Source organism: Ensifer sp. Root954 (genome assembly GCF_001429005.1).
GTDB lineage: Bacteria > Pseudomonadota > Alphaproteobacteria > Rhizobiales > Rhizobiaceae > Ensifer > Ensifer adhaerens.
In genome coordinates, this window is record NZ_LMJM01000023.1 from 172,925 (window position 1) to 185,188 (window position 12,264).

Consider the following 12,264-nt stretch of genomic DNA (forward strand, 5'->3'; position numbering starts at 1 on the left):
TCATTATGAAGACGCGGCAGGCCGTTGTGGCACTTTGGATGGCCGCCTGTTCCCCCTGATCTGACGATCCAGGGACACATGCGGTAGGCGAGTGAGGACAGTGCGATGAGCGATGGGGCGCCGAACGGCGCGGACATCAACAGGGTCATTCTTGAGTCGAGTTGCGACGCACTCGGCATCGCTGTGCTTGTCTGCAGCCGGGACGATACCATTCTCTTTGCCAGCCGCACGATGCTGCAATTTTTCCCGGTCCCGGCGGAAGCCCTGATGCCGGGCGCGCGGCTCAGGGACTTCCTCGGTGCCGTCTATGACACCGGTGTCCGTCCGGGCACCGTCCCGGAAAACAGCCGCCGACGCACCAACCGCGAGGAATGGATTGCCGAGCACATGGCGCTGCATTGGCGCGAGCGCTACGAGAGCGTAGAGCGCGCCGGCCGCACCCGCTGGGTTTCGATGCGCAAGCGCCGCCTGTCGAGCGGCATGGGCATCCTGTCGATCAGCGACGTCTCCGACCAGAAGAAGCGCGACGAACAGCTTCAGACCGACCTAGAGCGGGTGGAACTGACCGAGCAGATCCTCGACGCGCAGCCCAATCCCATCTGCGTCAAGGATCGCAATCTCAATTACATCGCAGTCAACAAGGCCTTCTGCCTGATCCATGACCTGGCGCAGGACGCCATCCTCGGCCGCTCAGCCTGGGACCTGGTCGAGAGCGACCTGGCGGAGCGCTTCGAACAGTCCGATCGCATGGTGCTTGAAACCGGCAAACCGTTTTCGCAGGCCGAGCACATCGTGCGTGCCGACGGTAGCGACCTCTGGGTGCTGACCCGCAAGTACCGCGTCGGCATGCCCGGCCGCCATTTCGTCGTCACCTGCATGAACGACGTGACCGATATTGCCGTCTGGTATCAGGGCGGCGAGGAGCCCTCGGGCGAGGTCGCCCTGCAGATCCGCGACTACAGCATTTTTGCCGCGGCGCAGAATTTCTACGATCCTTTCCGGGCGCTGAATGTCCAGCAGCTCGTCGAGGCGGGGTCGATGATCGAGACCTTGCCGGCGCGCGGCCTGCGGGTGCTTCTGGCGACCGACGACCGAGCGCTGGAGGAGCGGCTTGTCGCCCGGCTGCGCGGCTCCGGGCTCGACGCCTGCGCCGTTCGCGATGCCGACGAATTGTACGCCTTCTGCGCTGCCGTCGACGAGGCGGGGCTGAAGCTCGACATCCTGTTGCTGGACGCGGCTTTCCCCGAGCGGCAGAAGATCGCTGCCGGCTGGCGCGACAGCCCGATCCTCCCGGTGTCCGCCGATCAGGACGGGGCGGCGGTGCTTGCGGAAGTCTTCCGTGTTTGTTCCGAGCGCGCGGGTGCCGCGCTGCAACCGGAATGGTCGCTGTCGTTCGAGGCCGAAGAGATCGCGCCGCCGCCGCCGGCTCCGCAGGTCGACGTGCTCGTTGCCGAGGACAATCAGATCAACCAGTTCGTCTTCACCCAGATCCTCGAGGGGCTCGGCGTTTCGCATCGGATCGCCGCCAACGGTCGCGAGGCCATCGAACTCTGGCACGAACTGCAACCGGCCCTTGTGCTGATGGATGTGTCGATGCCGGTCATGAACGGCTTCGACGCAACCGTCGCAATCCGGTCGGCTGAAAAGGGACGCGCACAGAAAACTCCGATCATCGGGGTTACCGCCCAGGCCTTGGATATCGACCTGCAGCAATGCAAGGCATGCGGCATGGACGACCACATCATGAAGCCGGTGAGCCCCGATATGATCGAGGCGGTGTTGAGAAAATTCATGCCGGTGAAGGCAGTACGAACGGCAGGTTGAGTAAAAGGCGTGTCAACTCGCTAGAATTGGGGAGGCCAATGGCAAATCTTGGAGCGGCACGATATCGGATTGTTAACCGCCGATTGCGATCGTCTGCCCCGAATTGCCGCTAAAGTGTAGAGCCCCATCCGTATGCCTCGCATCCACCTCGTTGCCCAAGCCCCGGTCGTGTCGGAAAGACACAGCCGGTTTGCGTCGTGGCGCATGCTGGCGGCGGGCTCGATCGCACGCCATCCCTGCCAGATGAGTGGGGGACGGCGATGATGACAGCGGAAACACCTTACCACCGTGTTGGCCGCGAGGCGCCTGCGGCCCGGGGTGATGTCGATCAACTGACCGGGCTCGGCAACGCCCGTTGCCTGCGCCAGTGTGTCCTTGATCTCGCCGAGGAGCGTGCCAGTGACCCGGCTCCGTTCACCATCGGCCTTGCCAATATCGATGGTTTCAAGCCGATCAATGACCTGTTCGGACCGGAAGCGGGCGACGAGATCCTCTGCCAGGTGGCCTATCGCCTGAAGGCCTGCGCGCCCGAGGGTGCCACGATCATCCGTTTCGACAGCGATGAATTTGCCTTCGTGTTGCCGCTGATCTTCGAGCGCAAGGGCGCCGAGAAGATCGGACAGATGCTGAAGGAGGTGCTGTCGGCCCCCTTTGATCTCGGCGACCGTCACGTTCGTCTGTCCGCCTCCTTCGGTTTCGCCGTTTATCCCTTTGCCGGAGAGGTATTCGAGGACCTCCTGAAAAGCGCCGATACCGCGCTTTATCGCTCGAAGCGCCGCGGCCGCGGGCAGATCACCGTCTACTCGCAGGAGATCGCCCAGGAGATGAAGCGCGCGACGCAGCTTGAGCAAGCGCTGCGCAACGCCATCATCGCCAACGAGGTTGACGTGCATTTCCAGCCGATCGTCGATCTGCGCAACGACGCGGTTGTCGGCTTCGAGGCCTTGGCGCGCTGGTGCGATGCCGATCTCGGCTATGTCTCGCCGGCGGTGTTCGTGCCGCTCGCCGAAGAGCGCGGTTTCATCGATTCGCTCGCCGAGGTCCTGCTGCGCAAGGCAGCCCATGCCGCGCTTTCCTGGCCGAAGGAGCTCTTCCTCTCCTTCAATCTCTCCTCGGCGCAGCTCACGGATCCGACCACCAGCCGGCGCCTGCTGTCGATCATCAGCCAGATCGGCCTCGACCCGCGGCGCCTGGAGCTGGAGATCACCGAAACGGCCGTCATGGCCGATGCGGATATCGCCCAGAAGATCGTTGCGGAACTGCGCGCCGCCGGCGTCCGTGTCTCGCTCGACGACTTCGGCACGGGCCAGTCGAGCCTTGGCCGGCTACGCGACTTCTCCTTCGACAAGGTCAAGATCGACCGGGCCTTCGTCTCGCGCATTTCTGCCGATCGTGCCTCGGAGCATATCATCAAGGCGATCGTGTCGATGTGCGAGGGGCTTGAGCTCGAAGTCGTCGCCGAAGGCATCGAGGATTTTTCCGAAGCCCTGAAACTGAAGGCGCTCGGCTGCGGACTGGGGCAGGGCTACTTCTACGGAAAGCCCGCCGATGCGGTGGCGACGATGCGCTATCTTGCCGATCGCTACCGCGATCTTCCCGCCCAGGCCTGATCCGGGTTAGTCGTCGGCGCCGGACATCGCTGCGCGGTCGCGCCGCCCCTCATCCAGCAGCCAGTCACGCACCCTTTTGGCCTGCGCATTCAGTTCGCGCGATTTCGGCCAGACGACGTAGAAGGCAAGGCCCGTCTTCAGCACGTGTCCGGCGACCGGAACCAGCGCGCCCGAGCGGATCTGCGGATAGATCAAGTGTTCCCATCCGAGCGCCACGCCTTCGCCGGATAGCACCGCCTGGATCACCAGGACATAGTCGTTGATCGAAAGCCGACGGGCCTGTTTGGGATAGGCAAGACCGGCGCTCGCAAACCACTCGGTCCAGTCGCAGGCGCGTCGGACCGGCTCTTCCAGGTGGATGAGATTGTGGCGTGGCAGGTCGGCGGCCGTTTTCGGCAAGCCGTGCCGCTCGATATAGGCGGGTGTGGCGACCGCGTTGACCACCTCGTCGGCGAGCAGGGCGGCATGGTAACGCGGCCAATGGCTTGGGTCGCCGCCGCGGATGCCGAGCGGGATCGGCTCTTCTTCCAGATCGAGGTCGCGCACGCTGGTCTGGATCCGGAGATCGATTTCCGGCAGGTCCTCCCGCATGCGGTTGAGGCGCGGCAGCATCCACATCGAGGCAAAGGCGGTGGAGGCCGCGAGCGTCACGTTGGTCTCGCGGCCCTTTGCGCGAATGTCTTCGGCCGACTTCTGGATGCGCGACAGGCCGACGGAGACGTCGGCATGAAACTTCTCGCCCGCTTCCGTCAGCTCGACCGCGCGGTGCACGCGATGAAACAGCGGCACGCCCAGCTGTTCCTCAAGACCGCGCACGGCGTAGGAGACTGCAGCCTGGGTCATGCCGAGCTCGTTGGCAGCACGGGTGAAGTTCTGGTGGCGGCCGGCTGCCTCGAACACGATGAGGCTTGCGGCGGACGGGAGCAGGCGGCGAAGGTTTTCCATAAATCACGCTTATAGCATGAATCGAATTTTTCCAGCGTTACAGTGGAATTTTTCGCCCATAGCATCACCTGAGATGATGGGAGGATATGGGCATGGATACGGCACTGGCAACGGACGCGGCGGCACCGAGACGGACACGCGGCACACGGCCGAACCGGCGCGAGGGCGCAGGACGCAGCCTCGGTGTTCCCTACATCACCAGAAACATTCCCACCTACGATATCCTTGGCGAGGAAAGCCTGCTTCGGATCGAGGCGATTGCCGATCGAATCCTTGCCGAAGTCGGCATCGAGTTTCGCGACGACCCGGTTTCTCTCGATCACTGGCGAAGGGCCGGCGCGAAGGTCGACGGCGTCCGGGTGACCTTCGCGCCGGGCATGCTGAAGGAAATCGTCGCCTCGGCGCCGCACCAGTTTACCCAGCATGCCCGCAATCCGGCGCGCAATGTCGAGATCGGCGGCAACAACGTCGTCTTCTCGCCGGCCTATGGCTCGCCCTTCGTCATGGACCTCGACAAGGGCCGGCGCTACGGCACGATCGAGGACTTCCGCAACCTGATCAAGCTGGCGCAGTCGAGCCCCTGGCTGCACCATTCCGGCGGCACGATCTGCGAGCCGGTCGACGTGCCGGTCAACAAGCGCCACCTCGACATGGTCTACAGCCACATCAAATATTCCGACCGCGCCTTCATGGGTTCGATCACGGCGGAAGACCGTGCCGAAGATTCGATCGAGATGGCGCGCATTCTCTTTGGTCGCGATTTCGTCGATCGCAACTGCGTCATCCTCGGCAACGTCAACGTCAATTCGCCGCTCGTCTGGGACGGGACGATGACGAAGTCGCTGCGCGCCTATGCGCGGGCAAACCAGGCCGCGGTCATTGTGCCCTTCATCCTTGGCGGCGCCATGGGGCCGGTCACCAATGCCGGCGCCATCGCCCAGTCCTATGCCGAGACGCTTGCCGGCTGTGCGCTGACCCAGCTGGAGCGCAAGGGCGCCCCGGTCATTTTCGGCAATTTCCTGTCGTCCATGTCGCTGCGCTCGGGCTCGCCCACCTTCGGCACGCCGGAACCGGCGATCGGCAGCATGGTCGTCGGCCAGCTTGCGCGCCGGCTCGGCCTGCCGCTGCGCTGTGCCGGCAATTTCTCCAATTCGAAGCTGCCGGATGCACAGGCGATGCAGGAAGGCGCGATGTCGATGCTCTCGGCGGTGCATTGCGGCGCGAATTTCATCCTGCATTCCGCCGGCTTCGTCGATGGGCTGCTCGCCATGTCCTACGAGAAGTTCGTTATGGACACCGACTTCTGCGGCGCGCTGCATTCCTATCTTGCCGGCGTGGTCGTCGACGACAACACGCTGGCCATGGACGCCTTCCTGCAGGTCGGTCCCGGCAGCCATTTCCTCGGCTGCGACCACACCATGCGCAACTACCAGACCGCCTTCTGGGATTCGGCCCTTTCGGACAACGAGCCCTTCGAGAAATGGGTTGAGGAGGGCGAGACCGACATGGCGACGCGTGCCAACCGCGCCTGGAAGAAGACGCTTGCCGAATATGAAGCGCCGCCGCTGGATGTGGCGCTCGACGAGGCGCTGATCGATTATGTCACGCGCCGTAAGGAGAGCATGGCGGATGCTTGGTACTGACGAAGCCGGCATTCTCGGTCGCCTTTCAAGGAACAGGAAACGACATCGTCGAAAGATCCGCTGCTGCAGTCTTGCCGCCTGAGCCGACGACCTCGTCGTGTCGAGCTGGTGGGATATCATCGCCGGGACGGTGAAGCCGGAGGGGCGGTGCCGCTCTATGACGACAACGGCGCCTATAGCGGCATGATGGCGGCCGAGCTGATCGCGCGCGGCGGCGGCGAGCTCGAGATTGTCTCGCCCGAGCGCATGTTCGCGCCCGAGGTCGGGGGGCATGAACCATGTGCCCTATGCGACCGCCTTTGCCGAACACAATGTCCGGGTGACGATCAACACGCGGCTGAAATCCGTTCGGCGGGAGTGCAATGGCCTTGTTGCGACGCTCGGTTCCGATTTTTTGGACAAGGCAACGATCAAGGGGCGTGTGGCGCAAGTGGTGGTCGAGCATGGCACGGTGCCGATGGACGACCTCTATCGTGAACTGAAGCCGCTTTCACGCAAGCTGGGGGGCGTCGATTACAAGGCGCTGCTTCGCGGTGAGAACACCACCCCGCAGAAAACCTCGATGCCCGCTTCGACATGTTCCGCATCGGCGATGCCGCCGCCAGCCGCAACATCCACGCGGGCATTTACGATGCCTACGCGACGGAGTGCTCGTCTGACGCAAAGCCAAGGCGGCGGTGCCTGGCACCGCCGCCCATTGGAAGGCGTACTGAACAGCTTGGAATGCTACGACGTTACTGCTGCGGCTGTTCGGTACCCTGCTGCATCGGCTGCGCCGGTGCAGTAGTCGTGGTCGAAGAGGTCGTCGACGTGTCAACCGGCTGGTTGGCGTTCTGTTCGGCAACCTGCTGCGCCTTCGTCTTGAACTCCGGAGCCGCCTTCAGCGTATCGGCGGTTTCGGTGGTCGTCAGCTTCAGCTTGTCCGTGTTGGGCTGCTCGGCGATCGTGATGCGATCAAACGGAACCGCTACGTCCTTTTCACCGAGACCCAGGAAGCCGCCGACACCGATTACGGCCGCTTCCACGCCGCCATCCTTCTTCATGATCAGGTCGTTGATCTCGCCGATGCTTTCGTCACCGGCATTGTAGACGCTCTGGCCGATATAGGTGCTGGCTGCGATCTGGTCGCTTGCCTGCTCGGTCAGATAGGTGGCGTCCGATTGCGCCATATCCGCGGGCTTGGTTTCCGTGATCGGCGGCTTCGTTTCAGCCTGATCGGCCGGAGCCATGGCGTCCGGGGCGGGCTGCGCCGGCTGCATCGTCTGCGGCTGTTCCATCGGCTTGGTTGCGTCCTGCGCGAAAGCCACCGGGGCGACAGTAAGACCCGCGAAGAGCGCGCCGGCTGCGACGGTTGTTACGAGTTTCTTGATCATCTCAAACTGCCTTTCCTTGACGTTTCGATCAGGGCGCGGCCTGGCTTCTGCCGCCAGGTCGACCGCGCCGGTGATATGGTGTCAACGCCCGGGAGCCCGAACGGTTCCGGAAAAAATAGTCAAAGTTTCAGGTCGAAAGGTCCGTTGTCGCTGAACATGACCCTCCGCCGCGATTTTCCAAGGATTGTCGGCAATCTCGCGCGGACATGTATTTTGTTTTTCGAATATATGTATTTTAGTGATCAATTATGTACTTTGGGCCATTCATGAATTCTTGAGCGTTCTTGTCGATACTTGGCAGATGGCAGGAAATAGCGCGCAGCGTCGTCACCCTGTTATCCCGGGATGGTTTTCACGATGTTTTTGCCGCGCCGCTTTCTTTCTGTTTCCTTGCTCTCCGTTCTGGCGATGGCCGGCCTCGTTCTGATCGAGCGCAATCTTTTTGGGCTGCGCTATTTTTCGGAACGGGTTCCTGGCGTCGAGCCCTACAATCTCTGGCATGCCTGGGTGGCGCTGAGCCTGTCGCTCGCGGCTGTTCAGGGCTTTACCCGCGATGCCGCCTGGCTGGGCGCGCCGGAACTGCGGCTGGCGTCCGGCCGTGAGCTTGGGCTTTGTGTCGCCGGCTGGATGCTCGCCGTGCTGATGGCGCTGGTGTTCGTTGCCGATCCCCTCGGTTTCAGCCTTCTGGCGCGTGAAGACGGCCTGGTCGAATGGGTCTCTGCCCTGCTGATCTTCATCGCCAGCGGTTTCTTTGCGTTTGCTGCCGTCGGGCAACTGCGCGTGGCCCGTTCAGGAATGGGACGTCGCGCCTGGATGGCCGCGGCTTTTGCAGCGCTTCTGGCGCTTTGCTTCTTCGTGGTCGGCATGGAGGAGATATCCTGGATGCAGCGCGTCTTCGGTATCGCCACGCCGGAGGGCCTGCTCGCGCTCAACAAGCAGCAGGAATTGAACCTGCACAACATCTCCACCGGCTTCTCGGAACTGCTCTACTACACCGGCAGCTTCTTCCTTTTGACGCTGGCGCCCTTCGTCTGGCTCTATCTGCGCAAGAGCATCAGCCTTGGCCGGCTCGATGCTTTCGCCCCGAGCGTGCTGGTGCTGGCGGCAAGCGCCCCGATGGCCGCCTTCAACAGCGACAACTGGAGCATGCTGCCGACGCAGATGATGGTGATGATGACCGTGATCATACTGCTGGTGATTGCCGATATCGCGCTGAGGGCGGGGCACTGGCGCGAGTTCATCGTGCTGACGGCAGGCGCCATTCTGATCGTCGCGATCCAGGAGCTGTTCATTCTCCAGGCTTCCACGCTCGTGCGCCTTTGGGATCCGACCGAGTACAAGGAGTTTTTCATTGCGCTCGGGCTCGCCATCTACGGCTTTGAAACCTGGTCGCGACTGCGTTCGCCGGCCGCAAGGCTTTCGCCGTTGGGCTCCCGTTCCCTGGCCGGATAATAATACCCCGCCTGACGGGCGGGGTATTTGAAACGCGTCTGCCTCGAACTGCGTCCGAAGCCGTCAGTGGCTTTCGCGCAGCACTTCGCTGCCGCTGCCGCCGACGAGGAAGTCGAGGTCCGCACCCTTGTCGGCCTGTAGCACCGTGTCCTGGTAGAGCTTGTAGTAGCCGCGGGTCCATTTCTGCGGCGGCGCCTGCCAGGCGGCCATGCGCGTCGCAAACTCTTCCTCGCTGATCATCAGGTTGAGCTCGCCCTTCATCGCGTCGAGGCGGATGCGGTCGCCGGTCTTGACGATGGCGAGCGGCCCGCCGGCATTCGATTCCGGGCTGACATGCAGGACCACGGTGCCGAAGGCGGTACCGGACATGCGGGCGTCGGACACGCGCACCATGTCGCGCACGCCCTTTTCGACGAGGCGCCGCGGGATCGGCATGTTGCCGACCTCGGCCATTCCCGGATAGCCCTTGGGTCCGCAGCCCTTGAGCACAAGGATCGTGTCTTCGGTCACCGGCAGGTCCGGATCGTCAATCTTCGCCTTCAGCTCCTCGATCGTCTCGAAGACATAGGCCGGACCTTCATGGACGAGGAGATGCTCGCTTGCGGCCGACGGCTTGATGACGGCGCCGTTCGGGGCAAGGTTGCCCTTGAGCACGCGAATGCCGGCGGCAGCCCGCAGCGGATTGTCGAGCGGGCGGATGACGTCGTCGTTGTAGACTTCGGCATCTTCCCAGTATTTGCTGATCGGCACGCCGAAGACTGTCGGCGCGTCGGCATGCAGCAGATGCTGTATGCGGTTCATCACCGCCGGCAGGCCGCCGGCATAGGCGAGGTCTTCGATCAGATACTTGCCGGACGGCATGCAGTTGACGATGCACGGCACCTGGCTGCCGACGCGGTCGAAATCCTCAAGACAGAGATCAACGCCGGCGCGGCCGGCGATCGCCAGCATGTGCACGACGGCATTGGTCGAACCGCCGACGGCGGCGTTGGCAATGATGCCGTTCTCGAAATTCTTCTTGGTCAGCACCTTCGACAGGCGCAGGTCTTCATGCACCATCTCGACGATGCGTTTGCCGGTCATGTGCGACAGTGCCATGCGGCGGGCGTCGACGGCCGGCAGCGCGGCATTGGTCGGCAGCGACAGGCCCATAGCCTCGACGATCGACGCCATGGTGGTGGCGGTGCCCATGGTCATGCACACACCCGGTGAGCGCGACATGCCGCTTTCTGCCGCCATGAATTCCTGCATGCTCATATCACCGGCGCGTACGGCCTCGGAGAACTTCCAGACATCCGTGCCGGAGCCGATGTCCTTGCCCTTCCACTTGCCGTTCAGCATCGGGCCGGAGGAGACGACGATCGTCGGCAGGTCGACCGACGCCGCACCCATCAACTGGCCGGGGGTTGTCTTGTCGCAGCCGCCGAGCAGCACCACGCCGTCGATGCCATAGGCACGGATCGCCTCTTCGACATCCATGGCGAGCAGATTGCGAAAGAGCATCGCGGTCGGGCGCATCTGCGTCTCGCCGAGCGAAGACACCGGGAACTCGACCGGGAAACCGCCGGCCTCCCACACGCCACGCTTCACGCCCTCTGCCAGAATGCGCAGATGGCTGTTGCAGGGCGTGAGTTCCGACCAGGTGTTGCAAATGCCGATAATCGGGCGGCCGTCGAAAACGTGGTCCGGAAATCCCTGGTTCTTCATCCAGGAGCGATGGATAAACCCATCCTTGTCGGTGCCGCCGTACCAGTGACGGCTGCGCAGTTCTTTCTTCTTGTCGCTCATGCGAGCTTCCTCCTCACCATGCGATCAAACGCGTGGCTGAATTGTATGACTTTTTATTGGCGCTTCGCCAAGAGTTACTCGGCCAAGAATTTCCGGTCAGAGACGGAAAGACGGTTCGAACCGGCCCTTGACGCTGACGCCGAGATCGAAGGTCTTGCCGGCATGCGGGTCCGCCGCACGCGTTGCCTCGTCCATGTCCTGCCAGGCGGATGTGACCAGTATGCGGTCGGCCTTCGCTCCGATGAAGGCGGTACAGCTCGGCTGGCTCGTCGGCACGGCGTAGCGCGCGATGCGCGCGCCGTCGGGGCGGTAGACATCGACCGTGCCGCTGCCCCAGCGGGCGTTCCAGATCAGGCCGTCGGCATCGCACACGGAGCCGTCGATACCGCCAGCTTCGCCACTGCCGTCGACGAGCAGGCTCGGTTCGCCTTTCGGCAGCCCGGTCGCGGCGTCGATATCGACGCGCATCAGGTGATTGATGTCGGTATCGACGAAATAGGCGACGGTTCCATCCGGCGAGAAGCAGATGCTGTTGGGAATGGTGATGGCGGCATAGAGCTTCGTCACCTTGCTGCCGGCGACGTGATAGATCGCGCCGGAGCCCTTTTCGGCGCTGCGGCCCATGGTGCCGATCCAGAGCGAACCGGACGCATGAACCCGGCCGTCGTTCGAGCGATTGATGGGTTTGTCCTCAAGCGTGGTCAGCAGGCTGAAGGCACCGGTCTGCGTATCCCGGATGAAGAGGCCCTGGTCGGAGGCGATCAGCTGCCGGGTCGGATCGATGACGGCGAGCACGCTGCCGAGGAAGGGTAGGGCGTGCACGGTCTTGCGCCCGCTTTCGAGGTGCAGTTCATGCAGTTCCTGGCCCTTGATGTTGAACCACCAGGCGGTGCCGGTGGCCGGGTCATAGGTCGGACCTTCGCCGAGGATCGACGTCGCTTCGCAGAGAATGTTGCCGGAAAAGGGGATGGTGTCGCTCATCAGCGCGCTCCGTAGACGGCGTCGTAGGCCTTGATGGTGGCAACGGCGCGCTCGCGCACTTCAGCCGCGCTCATGCCGGGCTTGTAGAGGCTGGAACCAAGACCGAAGCTGCGGATACCGGCCTTGGCATAGTCGCCGAAATTCGCGTCCGAAACGCCGCCGACGGCAGCGATTTCCAGCTCTGGCGGCAGGATCGCGCGGATCGCGGTGATGCCGGACGGGCCGAGCACGCTTGCCGGGAAGAACTTGAGGCCGGTGGCGCCCGCCGCCGCGGCCGAAAGCGCCTCAGTCGGGGTGAGCACGCCTGGCATGGTCACCATGCCCTTTTTGGCGGCGAGAGAAATCACCGCCGGCTCGACATTGGGGCTCACCATCAGGCGGCCGCCGACATCGGCGAGTTGTTCCACCTGTGTCGTCGTCAGCACCGTGCCGGCGCCGATCAGGCATCCCTCGGGCGCCATCTTCACTGCCGTCTCGATCGACCGGAACGGATCGGGCGAATTCAGCGGGATCTCGATCGCGGAGAAGCCGGTCTCGATCAGGGCACCAACGACGCCTGCGGTTTCCTCGGGCTTGAGGCCGCGCAGGATCGCGATCAGCGGGTACTTCATCGACGGAAAGGGAATGCGGGTCATGAGCGTGTCTTTC

The 12,264-nt window shown here is 63.3% G+C and carries 9 protein-coding genes and 1 pseudogene; 5 read left to right on the forward strand and 5 right to left on the reverse strand.

All coding sequences use genetic code 11. The features are described from left to right. Positions 1-105 precede the first annotated feature (105 nt). A complete protein-coding gene (locus ASE71_RS14890) occupies positions 106-1,824 on the forward strand; it encodes a response regulator (protein WP_060516409.1) in 1,719 nt (572 codons plus the stop codon). A 263-nt stretch (positions 1,825-2,087) separates the two neighbouring features. Beyond that, the gene (locus tag ASE71_RS14895; RefSeq protein WP_051659581.1) at positions 2,088-3,434 is read left to right on the forward strand and encodes a putative bifunctional diguanylate cyclase/phosphodiesterase; all 1,347 of its coding nucleotides are present in this window, start codon (positions 2,088-2,090) and stop codon (positions 3,432-3,434) included. Positions 3,435-3,440: 6 nt separating this feature from the next. Here ASE71_RS14895 and ASE71_RS14900 read toward each other — a convergent pair whose 3' ends face one another. Further along, positions 3,441-4,379, reverse strand: coding sequence for a LysR substrate-binding domain-containing protein (locus tag ASE71_RS14900; RefSeq protein ID WP_060516407.1), 939 nt, complete (start codon positions 4,377-4,379; stop codon positions 3,441-3,443). A 92-nt stretch (positions 4,380-4,471) separates the two neighbouring features. Here ASE71_RS14900 and ASE71_RS14905 point away from each other — a divergent pair, with 92 nt between their 5' ends. Together ASE71_RS14905 and ASE71_RS14910 are read left to right on the forward strand one after the other, a co-directional pair. Further along, entirely contained in the window at positions 4,472-6,022 is a 1,551-nt protein-coding gene (locus ASE71_RS14905) for a trimethylamine methyltransferase family protein (RefSeq protein ID WP_060516405.1), read from the forward strand. Positions 6,023-6,104: 82 nt separating this feature from the next. Next, positions 6,105-6,655 (forward strand): annotated as a pseudogene (locus tag ASE71_RS14910) (N-methylproline demethylase); the annotation flags it as partial. Positions 6,656-6,756: 101 nt separating this feature from the next. Here the strand turns inward: ASE71_RS14910 and ASE71_RS14915 are convergent. After that, positions 6,757-7,395 carry a PRC-barrel domain-containing protein gene (locus ASE71_RS14915; protein WP_060516403.1) on the reverse strand — a complete coding sequence of 213 codons (639 nt, stop codon included), beginning with the start codon at positions 7,393-7,395 and terminating at the stop codon, positions 6,757-6,759. Between the two features lie 357 nt (positions 7,396-7,752). Here ASE71_RS14915 and ASE71_RS14920 point away from each other — a divergent pair, with 357 nt between their 5' ends. Next, complete coding sequence (locus ASE71_RS14920) at positions 7,753-8,847, forward strand: hypothetical protein (RefSeq protein ID WP_156400695.1); 1,095 nt, start codon at positions 7,753-7,755, stop codon at positions 8,845-8,847. Between the two features lie 63 nt (positions 8,848-8,910). On the opposite strand, the gene ASE71_RS14925 is transcribed toward ASE71_RS14920, so the two are convergent. The 3 genes from ASE71_RS14925 to ASE71_RS14935 all read right to left on the reverse strand — a co-directional run bounded on the left by ASE71_RS14925 (position 8,911) and on the right by ASE71_RS14935 (position 12,251). Then, on the reverse strand, positions 8,911-10,635 hold the full coding sequence (locus ASE71_RS14925) for an IlvD/Edd family dehydratase (RefSeq protein WP_034801023.1): 1,725 nt from the start codon (positions 10,633-10,635) through the stop codon (positions 8,911-8,913). A 96-nt stretch (positions 10,636-10,731) separates the two neighbouring features. Then, positions 10,732-11,616 (reverse strand): SMP-30/gluconolactonase/LRE family protein, encoded by an 885-nt coding sequence (locus tag ASE71_RS14930; RefSeq protein WP_060516398.1) that lies wholly within the window; start codon positions 11,614-11,616, stop codon positions 10,732-10,734. Continuing rightward, positions 11,616-12,251: a 2-dehydro-3-deoxy-6-phosphogalactonate aldolase gene (locus ASE71_RS14935; protein WP_034801028.1), complete on the reverse strand. Its 636-nt coding sequence runs from the start codon at positions 12,249-12,251 to the stop codon at positions 11,616-11,618. The genes ASE71_RS14930 and ASE71_RS14935 overlap by 1 nt, the downstream gene beginning before the upstream one ends. Positions 12,252-12,264: the final 13 nt, after the last annotated feature.